Raw genomic sequence first — 22221 nt, 5'->3', positions numbered from 1 at the left:
GTCAATATGATGAACTTTTTAGCGCCCGCAGGGCATTACTTATCACCGTATTTAACGGAGATATCAACTGCATTGATCGCTTGTTTGCTCGTGATGCTCGGTGGAGAGATTAACGCCGCGATGCGCAAGCTAATGCGCAACCAACACTTTGTCGTTCGCACATTTACGTTTATATTGATTAACGCTTTCGGCTACGGTTTGGTGATCATCAAAGCGAGCCCTTACCTTGCTCGGACACTTTCGCAGTTAGAATCAGGCATGATGTTTAGCATTATTATGCTCTGCTTTATTGCTATCGGGATCTGGGCACAAAGGAACCGTCAAATTTAGTGTTAAAATTTTCATCTTCAAATCACTCTCGCCCTGTTTGGAAAAAGCGGGTTCACACGCTGCTTCGCTACGTGTCTGTACTGTTGTTCATTTCAAGCCTTTTTGTGCTTGGCATTGATCGCTGGGTCAGTTGGCAAGCCGAAAAACAAATCGTCACCGAGCAAAATCAAGTCGGTCAATTCCAAGTCGCTGTTGTACTTGGAACCAGTAAGTACTTGGGTAAAACGCTCAATGACTACTATACCCACCGAATTGAAGCCGCGATCGCTTTGTATGAGCAAGGCAAGGTAAAAGGGTTTTTACTCAGTGGTGATAATGCTCACCGTTCGTACAATGAACCGAGGACGATGAAACGCGATCTGCTGCGCGCAGGGATCCCGAGTGAACATATTTACTTAGATTATGCAGGGTTTCGTACTTTGGACTCCATTGTTCGCGCAAAACGTATTTTCGAAACCGACAATTTTTTGATCATCTCTCAACAATTTCATTGTGAGCGAGCACTCTTTATTGCCAACTACCATAACATTAATGCTCAGTGTTTAGCGGTTGCAGGGCCAACAACTCGTTCTGGTTTTAAAGTGAGGCTGCGTGAGGTCTTTGCTCGTACGAAAGCATTCTTAGATCTCTATATCACGAATACTCAACCTAAATTTTTAGGTCCCAAAGAGCCAATTGTGATCGAAGAGTTACCCTTAGAGCCAACCGAAGATGAAAGCTAAAAAAGGCACTGTGCCCCAGAAACCTTTCCTTCGACAGATTTCCGGGCCACTTTGGTTACGCTAGTGTGGATAAGACATCAAACAAAGCGTCAATTTCACTGCGCGTGTTGTAGTGCATAAAACCGATACGGACAACTCCACCGCTGTTTTCAAGATCTAACTGACGCACTAAACCAAGCGCATAGAAATGCCCATTCCACACACAAATATTATGCTCGCCCAATGTTTTGGCCACAAATTCTGGGTGGTGATTAGCTAAGCGAATGGCAAAGGTCGGTGTACGTAGTTCACTGTTAGCCTTGGTCAGGCCATAGAGCTTAGCCGAACTCAATCCTTTAAGTTTATACAGAAAATACTCACTTAATTGGCGTTCATGCTGGTTGTATTGAATGAAACTATCGATCAAACGCTCTCTTAACGAGCCACTCGCGTCTCCCCATTGCGCCAAATATTCCACTGCAGCAATCACGCCTGCCAAACCTTCAAAACTCTGCGTACCCGTTTCAAAACGTCCCGGACCAATATTGGTTGCAGGTTCAACTTTGTAGGGTTTAAGTGCATGTAACCACTGCGAAGCGATATAAGCGATACCAACGTGTGGACCAAAAAACTTATATGCCGAACAGGTTAAAAAATCACAGCCTAATTCTTGTACATCAATCAAATGGTGCGGAGCATAGTGAACGGCATCCACATACACCATCGCGCCGACTTGATGCGCCGCATCCACAATGCGTTTAACATCGACAATAGATCCTGTGGTATTCGAAGCATAAGTGACCGCGACCAGCTTTGTTTTAGGATTGAGCAATGACAGTAGGTGCTCAATATCCAAAGTACAATCTTGTTGGTTCACCTTTACCTGGTGCACTGTAACGTGCTTATCCTGCGCCGCTTGCTGCCAACTGGAGACATTGGAGTAATGGTCAAGCGCAGTAACAATCACTTCATCGCCCACTTGCCAATCTCGGCTAATGGCTCGACTTAGCTGAAAAGTCAACGAGGTCATATTCGCGCCAAATACAATATTTCCTGATGACTCAGCGTTCAGAAGCGCTTGCACCGACTCACGAGCCTGCTGCATTAAATCAGTGGTGATTTGGCTTGAAAAATAGTGTCCGCCCAAATTAGAGTTAAAATGGCCCAGATATTCACTCATTTTTTCTATTACCGACTTAGGTACTTGCGAGCCACCTGGACCATCTAAGAAACTCACTGACTTACCATGATATTTTTGCGACAAAGCACTAAACTGCGTACGCACTTTTTCAGGAGTGAAGATCATTTCGGCCATCCTTAGCTGTTAACACAAAAACATCCATATGACCTTCTTGCCCATGCTCAATTGAGCGAATAGGACAAGCGTTATGCCATAACTTACTGTCCGCGAGCATCGCAATCTCACCATTTTCTAACACTTTCCGAAAGAAAGGGGCTTCATGGCAGTCTTGATACAGCATAATTTCACCGCCGACGATGTTGTGGCGATTCACCCCCACCAACGCAATATGATCAAAACCGTCTTGATGGACACCTTCTGGCGCGACTTGCGTCTCATCAAACACAGCAGCAATTCGGATCTGATGGATTTCAATCTCTTGCCCATTAGGCAGACCATTCGTACTCACAAACACCTCGCACACTTCTCTCATCCCGTCACTTTGTAACGTAGAGGGTAAAATAGGATCGAAATGACGCTTAATGTTGCCTTGAAAATGATTGATTTGATCGGTTTGCATAAAGTCATGCTTGTCCAACGCCTCGACTTTCCCTTTGTTAAATTGAACCACAGAGTAGCGCCGTAAACGATACTGACCATCAGCATGCTCCGTATGTGGTAATTGCGCAAAGGAGGGAGCAAGTTGTTGAATCGCTTTTTGACTTAATTGTGTAATCTGTAAAGTGTTTTCGTGTACAGCTAACATCACCAGCTCCTTAATTAAATAATCAGACACATTAAATTAACAATTAATTTACATTAAGGATACGCACTAATATTGCACATTCAAGTAAAAATGAATGTTATATCTGTATGTGACTAGCAATATAAAATTTAATACTTAAATAATCACAAAAATAAGAATTAACATCCAATAGCGAGCATGGCACATAGCGATTTTTAGACAAGCTCACTACTTCAAGGTTAATAAGCTTTTAAAAACAATGAATTACCAACATTATGATGATGTAGGAATGGTATGTAGACCATGGGCGGGTTTAAAGGAAATATCAGTAACTAACTTATCAGCTCGATTCGACTAAATTTAGCAAGTATTAATCCATGAGTCGTATAGCATCTCATTAACTCTAAATTAGCACCATTTAAGTAGTAAGCTATGCCAAAAATTAGACTAAAGTTAATACTAGATCATCAAACTAATTGATATATTTGACTATTAAGACTTAGTTGAAACATCGCTCAACTGATAAGGAGATCCTCAACTCGTGAACTCTAGTATTAAAGTCACACTGTGGGCTTTCATCGCATTAGGTTTCAGTGTAATCAATGCCTATGCGGCTATGGATCCTAAAGATAAATTTCTCCAAGCATTGGAGGGCATTGAGCAGATCACCTATTCACTACCGATCAAGGCAAAAGCACAAATTAGTGAACTAGAAGAAGACTACATCATATTGTCACAGCCTTCCGCTCTCGTTGTACGTTACTATTTAGCCAAAGCAACTGTGTATGGGCTACTAGAGGAATATGATAGGAGCTTAGAAGCGGCACAATTAGGATTAAAGCGAACAGAACACACCAACGTTGAAACGCTCACTCTCAAACTAAGAGAGATTCAAGCTTTACGGCACCAAAAAGTCGACGTGTTGCCGAAACTTGACGCACTGTTAGTTGAAGCAGGAAACGATCACAATGCACAAATCGAATCAGAAGTATTACTAGCTAAAAGTCTCTATTACCAAGAGCAAGGCGAGTTTAAAAAATCGTACGCTGCAATAATGACCTCAATTGATACAGCAAAATCCATTGATAACAAAGAGTTAATGGAGAGAATATCTCACGGTCTAGGCCAAATACTGGTTCAGCTACAAGATTTTGATCGTTCACAACTGTTACTTGAAAATTCCTACAGTTACTTCAAGCAGCGTAAAATGTCTTATAGCCAATTGGTTAGCTTACTCGACATCTCTAAGTTGCAAGAGTCACGTAATCAAATCACGGCGGCGATCGAAACCTATAAAACCGCACTCAAGCTGGCACAAATACTGGGTGACGGGCGACATCGCTTTCGTATTAACATCGAACTTGCACGGCTTTATCGAGATACCAACAACCGAGATCAAATGCGCTTTTTCTTGAAAAAAGCAGAGGAACTGCAGTACCGAGAAAGCCAACCAGGCTACCTTGCCACTTTTCAGCTATTACAAACACAAGATCTATTGGAACAAAAACGCTACGGTGAAGTGATTGAATTTGTAGAACCACTCATTGTGCATATCAAGCAAAGATCAAATCTACTTATTCAACAGATAGAGTTGTTAAAAGTGGCAGCACAGGCTTATGCTGGGCAAAATAACTACAAACAAGCCTATGAAACTTATGATTTTTATCATTTACGATCGCTCACACTTCGCAATGTTGAACAGATAGAGAACTTACAGAGACAACAAATGTTGTTTGATCTTGAGCGTCTACAATATGAAAATCAGGATCTAAACTGGAACAACGTACTTCAAAAGCTAGAGATTGAAAACCATCAGAAAACGTTTCATCTATTAGGTGAAATCGTCTTTTTCCTTGCTCTTGCATTAATCGGATTATTGGTCATATTTATCTGGGCCAACCGCTCTCGCATCAAAATGGGCATGCTTGCCAAAACGGACACCTTGACTGGCTTGTATAATCGACGCTACATGGAAGAACGATTTGCAAAACATCAATCCAAATCTTACCAAAATAGTAGCGAAGCGCTTATTAAACTCGCACAACGGATTTTGATGTGGCAACAGACTTGGTTCAAAGGTCAATCTTCACCTAAAAAAAACGCCGAACCATTCGACTCAGCGCAATTAGACGAACAAATCCAACATAATGAAGATGCAAAACCGATTAGCCTTATTTTGACCGATATTGATTATTTTAAAGTCATTAATGACACTTATGGTCACGCCTTCGGCGATCAAGTATTAGTGGAAATTGCGGCTATCTTTAAGTCATCGGTACGCTCTTCCGATGTTGTCGCTCGCTACGGTGGGGAAGAGTTTCTCATCTTACTACCCGACACTGACTTAAGCGTCGCTAGCGAAATTGCCGAAACCTTACGCCGAAAAATTGAAGACCACGATTTTGTAACCGAATCACGAGAATCGGTATCCGTCACTTCGAGTTTTGGCGTGTTGACCGCAACGAATACTGATTTAGACCTCCAAGCATTGTGTGAAGAAGTCGACCAACTGCTTTATGCGGCTAAAGCCAGCGGCCGAAATTGCTTAAAAACACGTTGGCTGACTTATTAGCCAAGTCCCATCATTGCTTAGTTTGGCTATATAACGATTATTTCTAAGCTAGCCCATGTAATCGCTTTAATTGACTCGAGATATTCCCTACAATCGTGTTAAATTTTCGAGCATTTTCGATACTGGAGTCCCCATGAGCAACGTGAAACATTGCAAACTTCTTATTCTTGGTTCTGGCCCGGCAGGTTATACGGCAGCCGTTTACGCCGCTCGCGCTAACCTTAATCCAGTTCTCGTTACCGGTATGCAGCAAGGTGGCCAGTTAACGACCACTACAGAAGTAGAAAATTGGCCAGGAGACGCCGAAGGCCTCACGGGCCCTACTTTAATGGAGCGAATGAAAGAGCATGCCGAGCGCTTCGAAACCGAGATTGTGTTTGATCATATTAATGAAGTTGATTTTTCACAGCGGCCATTCCGCCTTAAAGGCGATAGTGCAGAATATAGCTGCGATGCTCTGATCATTTCAACAGGTGCATCCGCACGTTACCTAGGTTTAGATTCAGAAGAAGCCTTTAAAGGACGAGGAGTTTCCGCTTGTGCTACTTGCGATGGTTTTTTCTATCGTAACCAAAAAGTGGCCGTTGTAGGTGGCGGCAATACCGCTGTGGAAGAAGCGCTTTATCTATCTAATATTGCGGCACAAGTTCACCTCATCCACCGCCGTGATTCGTTCCGCGCAGAAAAAATTCTGATTAACCGTCTGATGGATAAAGTCGCAAGCGGCAATATAGTGCTACACACTGACCGTACCTTAGAGGAAGTCTTAGGTGATGAGACTGGCGTGACGGGTGTTCGTATGAAACACACCCAATCAGAAACGACAGAAGATCTGGACGTGATGGGCGTCTTTATCGCGATTGGCCACAAACCGAATACCGACATGTTTGCTGGTAAGTTAGAGATGAAAGAGGGCTATATCGTGGTCAGATCTGGCCTTGATGGTAATGCAACTCAAACTAGTATTGAAGGTGTGTTTGCTGCTGGTGATGTGATGGATCACAACTATCGCCAAGCGATCACTTCGGCAGGAACGGGTTGTATGGCGGCCTTAGATGCGGAACGTTACCTAGATAGCTTGAACGATAAGTAGGCATGAACGACAAGTAAGCAAAAGGTTATTTTCCAGTTTTATAACAAAACCCTACAGCCCGGTGGTATATCCATCGGGCTTTATTTTGTATACTACCGCCCTTCCGTTTACATAATAATTCTCATTAAGCCTTCGAAATGGATAAGAAAAAGCAACGTAGCTTGAATAATTGGCTCAAACAGCAAAGTAAACTGGCAAAACGCTGGTTAATGATTGCTGTTGGCCTTGGCGTATTATCAAGTGTGTTTTTGCTGGCTCAGGCCGCACTCCTCGCCTCCATTCTGCATCAACTGATTATTGAACAAGTTGATAAAGCAGAGCTCATTCCCTATTTTCTTGGTTTGGTGGTGACGATTGCCGCACGTGCCGCGTGCGCATGGGGGCGTGAAATTGCGGGTTTTCGCTGCGGAGAGCAGATCCGCATTTATATCCGTCAGTTAATACTGGATAAAGTTCGCGAGTTGGGCCCTGCTTACATTAAAGGTAAGCCTGCCGGTGCATGGGCAACATTACTGCTTGAACAAGTCGAAAACATGCAGGACTTTTTTGCGCGCTATTTACCGCAGATGTCATTATCTGTGTTGATCCCGTTTATGATTTTGATTGTGGTCTTCCCCGTCAACTGGGCGGCGGGTTTGATCTTCTTAATCACCGCCCCCTTAGTGCCGCTGTTTATGGCCTTAGTCGGTATGAAAGCAGCCGATGCTAATCGTAAAAATTTCAAAGCTCTGCAGCGGTTATCTGGTCACTTTTATGATCGCCTGCAGTCGATGACTACAATACGCCTATTCAACCGTACACAAGCCGAAGCCGATCAGCTTAAAGGCGCTTCTGAAGTCTTTCGCACTCGCACAATGGATGTATTGAAAATCGCCTTTCTATCATCAGCAGTGTTAGAATTTTTCACCTCGATATCGATCGCCATCACCGCCGTTTACTTTGGTTTTAGCTTTATTGGCGAGTTGAATTTCGGCTACTACGGTACAGCCGTAACTCTATTTTCCGGCCTATTTATCTTGATCCTTGCGCCTGAGTTTTATCAACCATTACGTGATTTGGGCACCTTTTATCACGCCAAACAACAAGCTGTCGGCGCGGCTGAAAGCATTGTCGAGTTTTTGGAAACAGACATCAGCAAGGTGAAATCAGGATCTATCTCGCTCGACGGTGCACAGCAGATTGGCATTGTAGCGCAAGATCTCGAAGTGTTTAGTCCAGAAGGAAAACGCTTGGTCGGTCCAATTTCATTTACGTTAGATAACGATTCAACCACTGCGCTTGTCGGGCCAAGCGGTGCAGGTAAAACCAGCTTAGTAAACGCCATTTTAGGCTTCATGCCTTACCAAGGCAGTTTGAAAATCAATGGTATTGAACTGAGCGATCTTGAGCATACCAGCTGGCGTAAGCAGATCAGTTGGGTTGGGCAAAACCCACTATTGGTACACGGAACCATCATTGAGAATATCAGCCTCGGCAAGCATGACATGAGTGACGAAGCGCTTCATTCGGCTTTAGACAATGCCTATGCGGCTGAATTTGTCGACAAACATGGTTTGGATTACGCCATCACCGATCGATCCGGTGGATTATCTGTCGGACAAGCTCAGCGAATTGCACTTGCTCGCGCGCTGCTACAAAACGGCAATTTTTGGCTACTTGATGAACCAACCGCCAGCTTAGATGCACGCAGCGAACAGTTAGTGATGCAAGGTTTGAACCGCCAAATTCAACACCACACCGCTTTAATCGTGACGCACCAATTAGCACCATTAAAATCGGTGCAACAGATTTTGGTGATGCAAAATGGGGCGATAGTTCAAACAGGCGATTACAACACACTCAGCCAGCAAAAGGGTCTGTTTTCCGATATGTTACAAGCTAATCAAGCGCTTGATGAAGCCAATAAGGGGAACCTTGATGCGTGATCTCATCCCTTACCTTAAATTGTATAAAAAGCACTGGTTTGGTTTATCTCTCGGTATGCTGCTGGCCTTTTTAACCCTGTTTGCCTCGATTGGTCTACTGACCTTATCCGGCTGGTTTTTATCCGCAGCGGCCATTGCTGGCTTAACCATTGCTCGTGAAACATTCAACTACATGCTACCGGGCGCGTTTGTACGTGGGTTTGCCATGGGACGCACTGCAGGACGTTGGGGTGAGCGTGTTGTCAGCCATAATGCTACATTCAAGCTGCTGACGGATCTGCGTATTTTCTTCTTCCAAAAACTCGCGCCACTGATCCCAGGACGTGTGTCAAACCTCCGAGACGCTGATTTACTCAACCGTCTAGTGGCAGATATCGATGCTATGGATCACGTCTATTTACGCTTAATCAGCCCAGTAACCGTGGGTGTACTGGGCATTAGTGCGTTAACGGCATTCTTATGTTGGTTCGACCCTGCCATTGGCTTAACCCTTGGTGCAATTCTTCTGACGCTACTGCTCGTGTGGCCTGTCCTCTTTTATAAACTGGGTCAGCGTAATGGTGCCGAGCTCACCCAGCACAAGGCGGATTTGCGTATTGCAACGCTTGACTGGTTGCAAGGCTACAGTGAACTGACCCTGTTTGGTGCAGAAAACCGTTACCGTGAAGCGATTCTTAGAGCGCAGCAAAAATTGCTGGTCAATCAATTGGCTAACGCTCATTTTTCTGGCCTTGCACAAGCACTGCTCATGCTCGCTAATGGCTGGACGCTTGTGTTAGTGATCTGGCTTGCCGCCGATGGTGTGGCAGGTAATCAACCCGACCCGATGATTGCACTGGTGGCTTTTGCAACTATGGCAAGTTTTGAGCTGCTGATGCCGATTGCTGGTGCATTTCAACATTTAGGGCAAACACTCACTTCTGCTCGCCGCCTCAACGATATTATTCTGGCTGAGCCTGAAGTTCAATTTCCTACCGCTTTAACTCAGCACTCAGGTCAATTCGATATTGAATTTTCAGACGTAACCTTTCACTATCCTGACAGCAGCCAAGATGTGTTACGCGGTGTTAATCTCCATATTCCCGCAGGGCATCGCGTTGCGATAGTGGGGCAAACAGGCTCGGGCAAATCAACCTTAATGCAATTGCTGTCACGCTATTGGGATCCACAGCAAGGTAGCGTCTCTATTGCAGGTACCCACTTAACAGCGTGGAATGAGAACGAACTTCGCCAAACCATCAGTGTGGTTAGCCAACGTGTAGATGTACTCAATGGCACGCTGCGAGACAACCTCGCGATGGCCAATCCAAGCGCAAACGATCAACAGTTAGCTCACGCCTTAACGCAAGTCGGTTTACATACTCTATTGGACGATCTAGGTTTGGACGCATGGCTGGGTGACGGCGGCCGTCAGCTCTCTGGTGGAGAGAAACGCCGCATCGGTATCGCGCGCGCACTGCTGCATAACGGTTCCATTTTATTACTCGATGAACCCACGGAAGGCTTGGATAAACAAACAGAGCAGCAAATTCTGGCTCTATTTCAACAGCATTTTGCGCATAAAACGGTCCTCTTTATTACTCACCGCTTGGTCGAGTTAGAAACAATGGATGCTATTTGCCTGATTGAACAAGGTGAAATAGTGGAATACGGTAGCCACCAAGCGTTATTGGCCAAACAAGGCCGCTATTTCCAACTACAGCAAACCTTGTAGCCATCGTTTGTCATTTGCTCGTTATGAGACTTATCTTTTTTAGGAACACTATGCTGAATTAGGTAACTGAAGCTTGGTATGAAAAATCTTCGCCCTCTTGTTTTGAGAGTCAGTGCATGAGGGTGAAGAAGCGGCCTTGCAAAGAAGCGGCAGTCAACCAAACTAGCTAAATACGTACCTCATCAGCTTAATAAGTACTGAGCGTACTACTCATTTTATAGGTGAGATTTTTAATTAATATTCAAAGATAGATGGTTAATAAGATCTTCCACTGGCATTGGGTGTCCTAGGTAGTAGCCCTGCACTTGTTGACAGCCCATTGTCTGCAAAATTTTCAATTGGTTGGCTGTCTCTACGCCTTCTGCCACAATATTGATGTCAAAACTTTGCGCCATAGCAATAATGGCATTCACTATCGTTCTTGAGCGATCATCATGTTCTACTTCAGAGACGAAACTGCGGTCAATTTTGATTTCATCTACAGTAAGATCTTTGAGCATGGCAAGTGACGTATAACCCGTGCCAAAATCATCGATGGAAAAAGTAATCCCGTTAGATTGCAGATTAGAAATAATTTCAACACTCTTTTTCATATCGGTAAGCGTTGCTGTTTCCGTAATTTCAATGCGTATGAATGAGTTCAAATTCTCATGCTGCTGAATAAATCGCGTGAGTTCATACATCTCATCAGCATTATTGAACTCAGTCGCGGAGACATTAACAGCAACGTGTTTAATTTGTGTCCCCAATATTCCTGAACGCCCCAGCTCCTGTGATACTTTTCCAACCACAAATTTGGAGATAGCGCCCGTCAAGCCATTGTCCTCGGCTAATGGGATAAAAACATCAGGCGGGATAGCGCCTTTAACAGGATGGTTCCAACGAATCAGTACTTCGACACCGTTGACTGTTAATGTTTTTAGGTCATATTTAGGTTGATATACAACCGTTAAGCTATCGTCGTCGATCGCTAAGCGCAGGTCGAGGACCATTTGCCGGCGCTGCATCGCTTTTTCTGTTAATGTTTTGTCATGATACTGAATGGCATTCTTTTGTTTCTTTGCAACATTAAGAGCCTCAGTCGCGGAAACCATCAGTTCTCTGGCACTGATACCATCGGCTGGGTAAATGGCAACACCTATGCAGCAAGTTGTTTCAATATTGTGTTGCTTGGCCCGATGGGTATACAGACGTTGGACGCTCCGAACATGAGAATCCATATCTACAGCGTCACTCAACTTTACAAAACTGGCAAACTGATCGGCATGTAAGCGCGATACTAATGAGCCGGGCAAAGTCATTTCGTTAATATCGTGAGCTAAATCCTGCAAAAATGCATCTGCACGCTCAAACCCCAGAGTTTCGTTGATACTTTTAAAATCGTCGACATCGAGGTAACAAAGAATAAATCGCTCATTAGACTTTAATTTCTTGATCGTTATATTGAGAGTGCGCACAAACATACTAAGGCTGTGCAGCCCAGTGAGGCTGTCCATATCATTGGCCTTTTCTAGTAAGCGGTTACCTCTAAGCACCAACATGAGCAAAAGTAAGGCGGTAATACTGACAAACATCAACCCCTTATAGGTTTGAGCGAGAGCGCGCAACTGGGCGTTATCTAGCAATAATTCGACTGTCATATCCGAGAATAATATCCAGAGCACGGCAAATGTTGCGTAGATAAGTGTCACTTTAACGGCTGAGATGCCTGCTCTATCCATGTTTAACTAACTCCAAATCTACCCGCTTATGATCGTAACATTGTAGCATCACTAAAATTTAGTCAACCATACCATACATGCCACATGTAGCCTGTTTCTTCACTCTACACACTTAATACCGGAAAATATGGAACATATGGATGTCAATCATGTACAAGTGCTCAATACCAACTCTATTGTTTTAATTTTTAGTTTATTATCAATCTCTTAAACGAAAAAATCCCGAGCTTAGCTCGGGATTTTAATATCAATTAACAGGCAACGAGAAAGTTTCGCTTATCGACGTGGCGCTTTCGCTTTACCAGTTTGAGGCCGACCAGTGCCGCGGCTACCATCTGCACCACTGTTACGGGTACTTGAAGCAGGCTTGCGACGGCCATTGGTTGTCGTACCGTTAGTTTTTTTACCATTCGTCGTTGTACCATTGGTCGTACGACTTTTAGGCTTGCCTGTCGTCGTTACGCGCTCTTCATGGCGCTTAACGGCACGGCGAATTTTTTGGCTACGCGCACGCTCACGAGTACGTGAAGTGTTGTCTTTGCTCAAATCTAGCATCGTCTCTTTTTCAGGACGCAGTTCAACCAATTCACGTAAATAGTTTACATCTTTAAGATCCAGTTCCATCCAACCGCCGCGTGGCAGTTTTTTGTCCAAATAGATCTCGCCATAACGAACGCGTTTCAAACGGCTCACTGTGGTATCTTGAGATTCCCAAAGACGACGAACTTCACGGTTACGGCCTTCGTTAATCGCGACGTAGAAAGTATGGTTCATACCTTCACCACCAGCGTAAACAATATCTTCAAAGCGTGCCAAGCCATCTTCTAGCTCAACCCCTTTAACGAGGTTACGCACTTTCTGTTCGTTCACTTCGCCAAAAACACGCACTAAATATTCGCGTTCTACTTGACGGCTTGGGTGCATAAGGCGATTAGCCAATTCACCATCGGTAGTAAAGAGAAGTAAGCCTGAGGTGTTGGCATCTAAGCGGCCAACTGAAATCCAACGCGAACCACGAATTTTAGGTAGACGATCAAATACCGTCCGACGGCCTTCTGGATCATGACGGGTACAAAGCTCACCTTCCGGTTTGTAGTAAGCAAGCACTCGGCAAATAACCTCTTCTGGTGCTTTAACGGAAACAGCATGCCCATCAATACGCACAACCGCGTTATCATCTTCTAGACGCTCGCCCAACATAGCTACCTTGCCATTAACACTGACACGTCCTGCTCTAATCAAAGCTTCTAACTCACGACGAGAACCATGACCAGCTCGTGCTAAAACTTTTTGTAACTTTTCGCTCATTTATCTACCTATGTGTCGTCTTCACAGACGTCGAATGAAAAAATGCGACCCCAAAATCGCGGCCGCATAGTATCTCAAATTCTACGCCAAAAAGCACTCGTTTTGATGGCCTACTCAAAAGCTATTCAAAAGGTGTTGGATCGCCCGCTCCCACGCGAGCAACCACCATCTCATCTTCACTGAAATCAATCACTGTCGTCGGCTGTTCACCTAAATAACCCCCGTTTAAAATGACATCCACGGCGTGCTCAAGACGATCCCGAATCTCTTCTGGATCCGATTCTGTATGGGTGTTGCCGGGCAAAATAAGTGAGGTGGACATTAGTGGTTCACCTAACGCTTCAAGTAAATCAAGTGCAATACGGTTATTAGGCACGCGGATACCGATCGTCTTACGCTTCGCATTCATCAACCGACGTGGCACTTCTTTGGTCCCTTTGAAAATAAACGTATAAGGGCCAGGTGTATTATTCTTGAGCAAGCGAAAAGCGGTATTATCCACACGCGCATAAAAAGAGAGCTCTGACAAATCACGGCACAGCAAGGTAAAATTATGCTTATCATCAAGGCGTCGAATTTGGCAAATACGCTCTAATGCTTGTTTATTTTCTAGTTGGCAGCCTAGTGCATAACCAGAATCCGTTGGGTACACAACAACTCCGCCATTGCGGATAATGGCAACCGCTTGAGTAATCAAGCGAGTCTGCGGGTTTTCTGGATGAACGTAAAAAAACTGGCTCATTGTAATTCCTCATTATTGAGTCTATCTACGGGGCTTAAACCCCAATCTTTCCAGACAGGATCGACGCCAGAAGGCAACCAAAGATTTCGCCCCAGTTCCATCCAAGGTGAGGGGTAATGAAAGTCACTGCCTTGAGAAGCTAATAGATTGTATTGTATGGCATAATCGGCCAAATTACGTCTTTCTTGTGGCGCTTGTTGTGGCTGTGCCACTTCCATAGCGTCACCACCCGCTTCTACAAACGCCGTTATTAAGCGCTTGAGCCACTTGGTCGTCAAGTCATATCGTCCAGGATGCGCTAATACCGCTTGGCCACCAGCGGCGTGTATTGCTTCAACGGCATCGGTCATCGAGCACCAACTTGGTGGTACATACCCGGGATTATCGCGGGTGAGAAACTTTTTGAACACCTGCTGCATGTTCTTCGCAAACCCCTGTTCAACCAGCCATTTTGCGAAATGCGCACGAGTAATCGGTGCCTCTCCGGCGATGGCTTGCACCTCTTCTAACACTCCTTCACGTGTCACTTTTTGCAATCGTTGTGCAATCAATTGTGCGCGCTGCACACGATGTGTCTTTTGCTGCTCAATTAACTGCTGCAGAGCTTGAGCGTTTGAGTCGATGTTGAGCCCAACAATATGAATATCTTTATTTTGCCAAACCGTGGAAATCTCGATGCCATCGATCAAGGTGATGGGTAATTGTTGCTGATTAATATAGTCATGAGCAATAGTTAATGCATCAGTCGTATCGTGATCAGTGATCGCCAATACCTCAATATCAAAGCTTAGCGCCCTATCGATTAACGCTTGCGGCGATAACCTGCCATCTGAAGAAGTGGTGTGGCTATGTAGATCAATTCTCATAATTTTATTTTGGCCATCTTTTAGGCTTGACTTTTTACTCTCGCACTAGTTAACTAGTACACAAATGCAAGGCACGTATTTGAGGTTGACCATGTTACAAGAATTTAACCAAAACCATAATCACAATTTAAGCGCAGCTTCATCTGAGCTCAATTGGTGGCACACTTGGACAAGTTCTTGGTGGGCAACCGTGTACTTTTAAAATAGAACACGAATTCACAAAGCCCGCCTCAATGAGCGGGCTTTTTATTTTGTCGAATAGCTCACATTACATTGCGCAATAAAACAGCGAAACCCCCAAAGTGATGATTGGGTCTCTAAGAGGATTATGCGAGTATGGACGACAGGAACATTAAAATTCATCAAGGAGGTCTTGTGAATAAGACCATTGAAATTAAAAACTTAGGCCAAATTGACGTAATCAATATGTCCGTGCCTTATACCCAAGATCCAACACGTCTATTTCATACGCTATGTGAGTCAAAAACAGATTGTTTGCTATTAGAATCCGCCGAGATCGACTCAAAACAGGATCTCAAAAGTCTATTATTGGTTGATGCTGCCGTGCGCATCACTTGCTTTGGTCACGTTGTCACTTTTCACGCATTGACAGACAATGGTCAACAGCTCATCGAACATCTACAGCGTAATATTAAAACGGATATTGAACATCAGTTACAACAAAATACCTTAACGCTTCAATTTCAAGCACCATGCGACACGCTAGACGAAGATTCTCGCCTACGCGAAGCCTCTTCTTTTGATGCACTACGCCTCGTGCAGCACAGTTTCGATCTTCGTCATCACGATAAACATGCCCTCTTTCTAGGCGGTTTATTTGCCTACGATTTGGTGGCCAACTTCGAACCGCTAGGAAATGCCGATACGACTAATCAGTGTCCAGACTACGTTTTTTATATCGCAGAAACCTTGTTGGTGATTGACCATAAAACTGAGCATTGTCAGTTGCAAGCCAGTGTTTTTAACCCCACGCCAACAATGCGCGAAACATTAATTACTCGTTTACAAGAGATCGCGCAGCAATGTGCCGCACCCAAATTACTACCGCAAGCCAAAACCGTAGCTAACGTAAGCGTGACAACGAATATTTCTGACCAAGAGTTTTGCAAGACCGTTCAAGCGTTAAAAGAATTTGTCGTGAAAGGCGATGTTTTTCAGGTGGTCCCTTCTCGCCGATTTACCCTGCCTTGCCCTTCACCACTTGCTGCTTATAAAAAACTGAAAGAGAGCAATCCAAGCCCTTACATGTTTTATATGCAAGACGAACGCTTTACTCTGTTTGGCGCTTCTCCTGAAAGCGCATTGAAATACGCCACCGAAACCAACCAGATTGAGATTTACCCTATCGCAGGGACTCGCCGCCGTGGTAAACGCGCCGATGGTTCAATTGATTTTGATTTAGATAGCCGCATTGAACTTGAACTACGTTGCGACAAAAAAGAGAACGCTGAACACATGATGTTAGTCGACCTTGCGCGCAACGATGTCGCACGTATTGCACAAGCAGGAACGCGCCACGTCGCTGATTTATTGAAAGTGGATCGCTACAGTCACGTCATGCATTTGGTTTCTCGCGTGGTGGGTCAACTCCGAAGCGATCTCGATGCACTGCACGCTTACCAAGCGTGCATGAATATGGGCACACTCACTGGTGCGCCGAAGATTCGCGCCATGCAGCTTATCCGTAACGTGGAAAAAGCCCGCCGTGGCAGTTACGGTGGCGCGGTAGGCTATCTTACCGGGGAAGGCGATTTAGATACTTGCATTGTGATCCGCTCGGCTTATGTCGAACAGGGTATTGCGCAAGTTCAAGCGGGCGCTGGGGTCGTTTATGATTCAGACCCTCAATCGGAAGCCGACGAGACACGTGGTAAAGCACAAGCCGTGATCTCTGCAATTCAAGCCGCGCATCAGGAGTAGCAGACATGGCCAACATTATTTTTATCGATAACTTTGATTCCTTTACCTACAACCTTGTTGATCAATTCCGCTCACTCGGCCATACGGTGACAGTTTATCGCAACAACATCGCCGCACAGAGCATTGAACAAGCGGTCTTTCAATTGGATGAACCGCTGCTGCTACTCTCCCCCGGACCGGGCGCGCCCGCAGACGCGGGATGCATGCCACAATTAATCCAACGCCTTAAGGGCAAAGTGCCGATCATTGGCATCTGTTTAGGTCACCAAGCGATTGTTGAAGCTTACGGCGGTACTGTCGCGGGTGCTGGCGAAATTATCCATGGAAAAATCTCGATGATGGAACACCAACATCACCGTATTTACCAACAGCTACCGTCACCACTAGCCATTGCTCGTTATCATTCCCTAGTGGCTACTGAGGTTCCAGATAGTTTAACCATCACGGCTGAGGTTGATGGGCTCGTGATGTCCGTGGTGCAAGAGCAAGATAAAGTGTGCGGCTTTCAATTTCATCCAGAGTCCATCATGACTACTCATGGCGCAGCATTGCTTGCCAATGCGATCGATTGGGCTTTAGAAAAAAGCACCCACTAACGGATTTATAGGGATATTTTATGGAAAACATCATTAATAAACTTTACGCGCAGCAGTCGCTCTCGCAAGCAGAAAGCCAGCAACTGTTTGATGTCATCATCCGTGGTGAACTCGACTCTATTTTGATGGCGGCGGTATTGACGGCACTGAAAATCAAAGGTGAAACACCCGATGAAATTGCTGGCGCAGCCAAAGCATTATTGGCTAACGCGGCCCCGTTTCCAAGGCCAGACTATGATTTTGCAGACATAGTCGGCACTGGTGGTGATGGCTCAAATACTTTTAATATTTCAACCACCGCAGCATTTGTTGCTGCTGCCTGTGGCGTAAAAATTGCCAAACATGGTAATCGTGGAGTATCGAGCAAATCAGGCTCTTCTGATCTACTGGATTCATTTGGTATTAACCTTGCGATGAGCGCTGAAAATACTCGCCAAGCCATCGATGATTTGGGCGTCGCTTTCCTATTTGCGCCGCAATATCATGGTGGCGTGCGTCATGCGATGCCCGTGCGCCAAACCATGAAAACGCGCACTATCTTCAATATATTAGGACCGCTAATTAACCCTGCTCGCCCCAACATTGAACTGATGGGTGTTTACAGTAAAGAACTGGTTCTGCCTATTGCCCAAACCATGTTACAAATGGGATTGAAACGTGCAGCGGTCGTTCATGGCAGTGGTTTAGATGAAGTGGCGATTCATGGTGAAACCTTAGTGGCTGAAATTCGTGATGGACACATCATCGAATACACCTTAACACCTAAAGATTTTGGTGTTGAAAGCTATCCACTTGAAGCCATTCAAGGTGGTGAGCCTGCGGAGAATCGCGCCATTATCACCAACCTGCTGACAGGGAAAGGCACGCCAGCGCAACTGGCTGCCGTCGCTGTTAATGTGGCGCTGCTGCTGCGTCTTTTTGGCCAAGAAGATCTCAAAGCCAATACACAACAGGCTATTAGTGTAATGAACTCGGGCAAAGCCTATCAGCTTGTCCAACAACTGGCACAAAGAGGTTAAGCCCCATGCCTGAGCAACTTTCTGACCACATTTCAACCCAGCATACTCAAATGGCTGAAGTGTTGGCCAAAATCGTCAATGACAAATATGAATGGGTCGAGCAGCGTAAAACGCAGCAACCATTAGGCAGCTTCGAACATTTATTAACCGCATCGGATCGCTCATTTTATGATGCGTTAAATACGGGTAAAACCGCTTTTATTTTGGAGTGTAAAAAAGCGTCACCTTCCAAAGGGCTCATTCGCCAAGATTTTGATTTGGATTATATCGCCTCGGTTTACCATCAATATGCAGACGCCATTTCAGTTTTGACTGATGAAAAATATTTCCAAGGCAACCTCGAATTTCTGCCACGCGTTCGCGCGCAAGTAAGCCAACCTGTGATTTGCAAAGACTTTATGGTTGATGTTTATCAGGTTTATTTGGCTCGTCACTACAGTGCAGATGCCATTTTATTGATGCTGTCCGTCCTTGATGATCAACACTATCAAACGCTAGCCAATGTGGCTCACCAATTGGGTATGGGTATTTTAACCGAAGTGAGCAATGAGGAAGAGCTGCACCGGGCAGTCGCCTTGCAAGCAAAAGTTATTGGCATTAATAACCGCAACTTGCGCGATCTCTCAACCGATCTAAATCGCACTAAACAGCTGGCACCTTTACTCCCAGAAGGAACCATGATCATCTCGGAGTCTGGTATTTATACTCACCAACAAGTGCGTGAACTTTCGCAATACGCCAATGGATTTTTAATCGGCAGCTCGTTAATGGCCGAAGAAAATTTAGAGCTAGCGGTACGTAAAGTGACGCTCGGCGAAAACAAAGTGTGCGGCTTAACTCATGCTGACGATGCGGCCAAAGCCTATCAAGCTGGAGCCGTGTTTGGTGGCTTAATTTTTGTGCCGCAATCCAAACGCTATGTCGACTTGGACAATGCACGTTTGACGATGAGCGGCGCGCCGCTACGCTACGTGGGCGTGTTTCAAAATCACACTATTGAAGCCATTACGCAGATTGCTACGACGTTAAAACTCTTTGCGGTGCAACTGCATGGCGAAGAAGATCAAGCCTATGTTGACCAATTGAGAGCTCACTTACCTAGCCAGATTGAAATCTGGAAAGCTTATGGCGTGAGCGACTGCCTACCGACCAAGCTTGAGCGCCACATTGACCGTCACTTATTCGATGCCAAAGTAGGAACGCAATCTGGCGGCACTGGCCAACGTTTTGACTGGCAATTACTAACCGAGGTAAACGATGTCATGTTGGCGGGTGGCTTATCCCCTGAAAATGCTCAGCAAGCAGCAAACATCGGTTGTTTAGGGCTCGATCTTAATTCAGGTGTTGAGAGCGAACCGGGGAAAAAAGACTTACACAAGCTAACCCTAGCGTTCGACGCTATTCGGCAGTACTAACACTAAATCGATTCCCATTGGCTTGAAAAGCGAGTGACTCACCCAGCCGCAAGGTCAAGTAGCAAGGGATAACAACAGATTCATTACCGCTGAATCACTCAGCAGTAACACAGAGACTAAGGATACGAATCATGGCAAAACTCGATGCCTATTTTGGCGAATACGGTGGTCAATACGTTCCACAAATTTTAGTACCAGCGCTTGACCAATTGGAACAAGCTTTTATTGATGCGCAGGAAGATCCTGAATTTCGTGCTGAATTCATGACGTTACTACAAGAGTATGCAGGTCGGCCAACGGCGCTAACTTTGACGCGAAATCTCACGAAAGGCACAAAAACCAAATTGTACTTAAAACGTGAAGACTTATTGCACGGTGGCGCACACAAAACTAACCAAGTACTTGGTCAGGCACTGCTTGCTAAGCGTATGGGTAAACATGAAATTATTGCCGAAACAGGCGCAGGGCAACATGGTGTTGCAACGGCGTTGGCCTGCGCACTACTGGGGCTAAAATGTCGCGTTTATATGGGTGCAAAAGATGTTGAACGCCAAAGCCCCAACGTGTTTCGTATGAAGCTGATGGGCGCAGAAGTGATCCCCGTTCATTCAGGATCAGCAACACTTAAAGATGCGTGCAATGAAGCGCTACGTGACTGGTCTGCCACCTATGAAACCACCCACTATTTATTAGGTACAGCAGCGGGTCCTCACCCATTTCCAACCATAGTCCGTGAATTTCAACGCATGATTGGCGAAGAAACGAAACTGCAAATTTTGGCTCGCGAAGGTCGTTTACCGGATGCGGTGCTTGCTTGTGTCGGCGGCGGTTCGAACGCGATTGGCATGTTTGCTGACTTTATTGAAGAAAAGAATGTCCGTTTGATTGGCATTGAGCCAGCAGGAAAAGGCATTCATACCCACCAGCATGGCGCGCCATTGAAGCACGGCAAGACAGGTATTTTCTTCGGCATGAAATCACCTTTGATGCAAGATGAAAACGGGCAAGTGGAAGAGTCTTACTCGGTGTCCGCTGGGCTTGATTTCCCTTCTGTTGGCCCTCAGCACGCTCATCTTTATGCGACAGGCCGCGCTGAGTACGAAAGCATTACCGATGATGAAGCACTCGATGCTTTCCAATCGATCGCACGTAACGAAGGCATTATTCCCGCGCTGGAATCATCACATGCGGTTGCTTACGCCGTGAAGATGGCGTATGCCGAGCCAGAAAAAGAGCAGTTATTGGTCGTGAATCTATCCGGTCGCGGCGATAAAGATATTTTCACCGTCCATAAACTATTAGAAGAGAAAGGAGCGCTGTAATGGATCGCTATCAAACCCTATTTCAGCGTTTAGCTGACAACAATCAAGGTGCGTTTGTTCCATTTGTGACCATCGGGGACCCAGATCCAGAGCAATCACTGCGCATCATGCAAACGCTAGTGGAAGCAGGAGCAGACGCATTAGAACTCGGTATCCCTTTCTCTGATCCGCTCGCTGATGGCCCAACCATCCAAGGGGCGAATATTCGTGCACTGGATGCAGGGACGACTCCAGATATCTGCTTTGAGTTGATCACCAAAATTCGCGCGCAATATCCTGACCTGCCTATCGGACTACTCATGTATGCCAACCTCGTTTATTCACGCGGCATCGAGAACTTCTACCAACGCTGTAAAAATGCAGGTGTGGATTCAGTATTGATCGCCGATGTTCCGACTAATGAAAGCCGTGAATTTGTCGCGGCGGCAGACAAATACGGGATTCAACCCATTTTCATCGCACCACCCACCGCCAGTGATGAGACCCTAGCCGCGGTCGCCAAACTTGGCCGTGGCTATACTTATCTACTGTCTCGATCCGGTGTGACAGGAGCAGAAACAAAAGCCAATATGCCAGTACATGCCTTGTTGGAAAGACTAAACCAATTTGATGCCCCACCCGCATTGCTTGGGTTTGGGATATCAGAACCTGAGCAAGTCAAACAGGCCATCACCGCCGGTGCCGCTGGCGCAATATCGGGATCCGCAGTGGTGAAAATTATTGAACAACGACTTAATCAGCCAGATGAAATGTTAACGACTCTCAGCCATTTCGTTTCCAGCATGAAAGCAGCAACGTTGAAATAAATTGGTTTACAGCAAGAACCAACCCGATCGATTTCTGAGTCAAACCAAGAAATCGATCTTTTTTTTAACATTTACACCTCGCCAAATTCATTCACAAAACACAAATCAACCGCTCATTTAATTGACAAAACAAATAGCAAACGTTTTCTTTTTGAAAAAACCACGTTTCATGTCAATGAACTATCAATAATCTTGTCAATTTACCTTGTTACCATATTGCTAAAT

The 22221-nt window shown here is 45.3% G+C and carries 19 protein-coding genes and 1 other annotated feature; of the genes, 13 read left to right on the top strand and 6 right to left on the bottom strand.

Annotated features, from left to right (window positions below; translation table 11 throughout):
* Positions 1 to 6 precede the first annotated feature (6 nt).
* Both AACQ75_RS11505 and AACQ75_RS11500 read left to right on the top strand, forming a co-directional pair.
* Positions 7 to 330, top strand: coding sequence for a DUF3392 domain-containing protein (locus AACQ75_RS11505; protein ID WP_017042030.1), 324 nt, complete (start codon positions 7 to 9; stop codon positions 328 to 330).
* Positions 303 to 1052, top strand: coding sequence for a SanA/YdcF family protein (locus AACQ75_RS11500; RefSeq protein ID WP_170888692.1), 750 nt, complete (start codon positions 303 to 305; stop codon positions 1050 to 1052). Before AACQ75_RS11505 ends, AACQ75_RS11500 begins: the two co-directional genes overlap by 28 nt.
* A gap of 55 nt (positions 1053 to 1107) precedes the next feature.
* On the opposite strand, the gene AACQ75_RS11495 is transcribed toward AACQ75_RS11500, so the two are convergent.
* Positions 1108 to 2346 (bottom strand): cysteine desulfurase-like protein, encoded by a 1239-nt coding sequence (locus AACQ75_RS11495; RefSeq protein WP_170888686.1) that lies wholly within the window; start codon positions 2344 to 2346, stop codon positions 1108 to 1110.
* On the bottom strand, positions 2321 to 2977 hold the full coding sequence (locus AACQ75_RS11490; protein ID WP_170888685.1) for a 2OG-Fe dioxygenase family protein: 657 nt from the start codon (positions 2975 to 2977) through the stop codon (positions 2321 to 2323). The genes AACQ75_RS11495 and AACQ75_RS11490 overlap by 26 nt, the downstream gene beginning before the upstream one ends.
* 520 nt (positions 2978 to 3497) lie before the next feature.
* Here AACQ75_RS11490 and AACQ75_RS11485 point away from each other — a divergent pair.
* From AACQ75_RS11485 to cydC, 4 genes are all read left to right on the top strand, one after another.
* Complete coding sequence (locus AACQ75_RS11485; RefSeq protein ID WP_170888684.1) at positions 3498 to 5528, top strand: GGDEF domain-containing protein; 2031 nt, start codon at positions 3498 to 3500, stop codon at positions 5526 to 5528.
* Between the two features lie 133 nt (positions 5529 to 5661).
* Positions 5662 to 6621, top strand: coding sequence for a thioredoxin-disulfide reductase (gene trxB / locus AACQ75_RS11480; protein ID WP_088721139.1), 960 nt, complete (start codon positions 5662 to 5664; stop codon positions 6619 to 6621).
* A 137-nt stretch (positions 6622 to 6758) separates the two neighbouring features.
* Positions 6759 to 8546, top strand: coding sequence for a heme ABC transporter permease/ATP-binding protein CydD (gene cydD / locus AACQ75_RS11475; protein ID WP_170888683.1), 1788 nt, complete (start codon positions 6759 to 6761; stop codon positions 8544 to 8546).
* Positions 8539 to 10260, top strand: a complete 1722-nt coding sequence (cydC, locus tag AACQ75_RS11470; RefSeq protein WP_170888682.1) for a heme ABC transporter ATP-binding protein/permease CydC — start codon at positions 8539 to 8541, stop codon at positions 10258 to 10260. The genes cydD and cydC overlap by 8 nt, the downstream gene beginning before the upstream one ends.
* 230 nt (positions 10261 to 10490) lie before the next feature.
* Here cydC and AACQ75_RS11465 read toward each other — a convergent pair whose 3' ends face one another.
* The 4 genes from AACQ75_RS11465 to rnm form a co-directional block, all read right to left on the bottom strand.
* Positions 10491 to 11981, bottom strand: coding sequence for a putative bifunctional diguanylate cyclase/phosphodiesterase (locus tag AACQ75_RS11465; RefSeq protein WP_170888681.1), 1491 nt, complete (start codon positions 11979 to 11981; stop codon positions 10491 to 10493).
* A gap of 276 nt (positions 11982 to 12257) precedes the next feature.
* A complete protein-coding gene (gene rluB / locus AACQ75_RS11460; RefSeq protein WP_170888680.1) occupies positions 12258 to 13289 on the bottom strand; it encodes a 23S rRNA pseudouridine(2605) synthase RluB in 1032 nt (343 codons plus the stop codon).
* A gap of 121 nt (positions 13290 to 13410) precedes the next feature.
* Positions 13411 to 14031 carry an L-threonylcarbamoyladenylate synthase gene (locus AACQ75_RS11455; RefSeq protein ID WP_013857139.1) on the bottom strand — a complete coding sequence of 207 codons (621 nt, stop codon included), beginning with the start codon at positions 14029 to 14031 and terminating at the stop codon, positions 13411 to 13413.
* Positions 14028 to 14897, bottom strand: a complete 870-nt coding sequence (gene rnm / locus AACQ75_RS11450; protein WP_170888679.1) for an RNase RNM — start codon at positions 14895 to 14897, stop codon at positions 14028 to 14030. Before rnm ends, AACQ75_RS11455 begins: the two co-directional genes overlap by 4 nt.
* Positions 14898 to 14961: 64 nt before the next feature.
* Here rnm and AACQ75_RS11445 point away from each other — a divergent pair, with 64 nt between their 5' ends.
* The 7 genes from AACQ75_RS11445 to trpA all read left to right on the top strand — a co-directional run bounded on the left by AACQ75_RS11445 (position 14962) and on the right by trpA (position 21996).
* Positions 14962 to 15099 (top strand): hypothetical protein, encoded by a 138-nt coding sequence (locus AACQ75_RS11445; protein ID WP_010318233.1) that lies wholly within the window; start codon positions 14962 to 14964, stop codon positions 15097 to 15099.
* Positions 15046 to 15148 (top strand) — a sequence feature (Trp leader region). Its footprint overlaps the gene before it by 54 nt.
* A gap of 124 nt (positions 15149 to 15272) precedes the next feature.
* Entirely contained in the window at positions 15273 to 16838 is a 1566-nt protein-coding gene (locus AACQ75_RS11440) for an anthranilate synthase component 1 (RefSeq protein ID WP_094129427.1), read from the top strand.
* A gap of 5 nt (positions 16839 to 16843) precedes the next feature.
* Positions 16844 to 17434 (top strand): aminodeoxychorismate/anthranilate synthase component II, encoded by a 591-nt coding sequence (locus tag AACQ75_RS11435; RefSeq protein ID WP_013857142.1) that lies wholly within the window; start codon positions 16844 to 16846, stop codon positions 17432 to 17434.
* 20 nt (positions 17435 to 17454) lie between these two features.
* Complete coding sequence (gene trpD, locus AACQ75_RS11430; RefSeq protein WP_013857143.1) at positions 17455 to 18453, top strand: anthranilate phosphoribosyltransferase; 999 nt, start codon at positions 17455 to 17457, stop codon at positions 18451 to 18453.
* 5 nt (positions 18454 to 18458) lie between these two features.
* The gene (gene trpCF, locus AACQ75_RS11425) at positions 18459 to 19868 is read left to right on the top strand and encodes a bifunctional indole-3-glycerol-phosphate synthase TrpC/phosphoribosylanthranilate isomerase TrpF (RefSeq protein WP_094164104.1); all 1410 of its coding nucleotides are present in this window, start codon (positions 18459 to 18461) and stop codon (positions 19866 to 19868) included.
* Positions 19869 to 19999: 131 nt separating this feature from the next.
* Positions 20000 to 21190, top strand: a complete 1191-nt coding sequence (gene trpB / locus AACQ75_RS11420) for a tryptophan synthase subunit beta (RefSeq protein ID WP_013857145.1) — start codon at positions 20000 to 20002, stop codon at positions 21188 to 21190.
* The gene (gene trpA / locus AACQ75_RS11415) at positions 21190 to 21996 is read left to right on the top strand and encodes a tryptophan synthase subunit alpha (protein WP_017047754.1); all 807 of its coding nucleotides are present in this window, start codon (positions 21190 to 21192) and stop codon (positions 21994 to 21996) included. Before trpB ends, trpA begins: the two co-directional genes overlap by 1 nt.
* Positions 21997 to 22221 lie beyond the last annotated feature (225 nt).

The sequence above is a fragment of the Vibrio sp. B1-2 genome (assembly GCF_963888445.1).
Taxonomy (GTDB): domain Bacteria; phylum Pseudomonadota; class Gammaproteobacteria; order Enterobacterales; family Vibrionaceae; genus Vibrio; species Vibrio anguillarum.
This window is presented reverse-complemented; position numbering and strand designations above follow the sequence as displayed.

Excerpts from the sequence above, each read along its gene's own strand:
- trxB (WP_088721139.1), top strand. The coding sequence starts at position 5,662 with ATGAGCAACGTGAAACATTGCAAACTTCTTATTCTTGGTTCTGGCCCG.
- AACQ75_RS11455 (WP_013857139.1), bottom strand. The coding sequence starts at position 14,031 with ATGAGCCAGTTTTTTTACGTTCATCCAGAAAACCCGCAGACTCGCTTG.
- trpB (WP_013857145.1), top strand. The coding sequence starts at position 20,000 with ATGGCAAAACTCGATGCCTATTTTGGCGAATACGGTGGTCAATACGTT.
- trpD (WP_013857143.1), top strand. The coding sequence starts at position 17,455 with ATGGAAAACATCATTAATAAACTTTACGCGCAGCAGTCGCTCTCGCAA.
- AACQ75_RS11505 (WP_017042030.1), top strand. The coding sequence starts at position 7 with ATGATGAACTTTTTAGCGCCCGCAGGGCATTACTTATCACCGTATTTA.
- AACQ75_RS11465 (WP_170888681.1), bottom strand. The coding sequence starts at position 11,981 with ATGGATAGAGCAGGCATCTCAGCCGTTAAAGTGACACTTATCTACGCA.
- AACQ75_RS11490 (WP_170888685.1), bottom strand. The coding sequence starts at position 2,977 with ATGTTAGCTGTACACGAAAACACTTTACAGATTACACAATTAAGTCAA.
- cydC (WP_170888682.1), top strand. The coding sequence starts at position 8,539 with ATGCGTGATCTCATCCCTTACCTTAAATTGTATAAAAAGCACTGGTTT.
- cydD (WP_170888683.1), top strand. The coding sequence starts at position 6,759 with ATGGATAAGAAAAAGCAACGTAGCTTGAATAATTGGCTCAAACAGCAA.
- trpCF (WP_094164104.1), top strand. The coding sequence starts at position 18,459 with ATGCCTGAGCAACTTTCTGACCACATTTCAACCCAGCATACTCAAATG.
- AACQ75_RS11445 (WP_010318233.1), top strand. The coding sequence starts at position 14,962 with ATGCAAGGCACGTATTTGAGGTTGACCATGTTACAAGAATTTAACCAA.
- trpA (WP_017047754.1), top strand. The coding sequence starts at position 21,190 with ATGGATCGCTATCAAACCCTATTTCAGCGTTTAGCTGACAACAATCAA.
- AACQ75_RS11495 (WP_170888686.1), bottom strand. The coding sequence starts at position 2,346 with ATGGCCGAAATGATCTTCACTCCTGAAAAAGTGCGTACGCAGTTTAGT.
- rluB (WP_170888680.1), bottom strand. The coding sequence starts at position 13,289 with ATGAGCGAAAAGTTACAAAAAGTTTTAGCACGAGCTGGTCATGGTTCT.
- AACQ75_RS11435 (WP_013857142.1), top strand. The coding sequence starts at position 16,844 with ATGGCCAACATTATTTTTATCGATAACTTTGATTCCTTTACCTACAAC.
- rnm (WP_170888679.1), bottom strand. The coding sequence starts at position 14,897 with ATGAGAATTGATCTACATAGCCACACCACTTCTTCAGATGGCAGGTTA.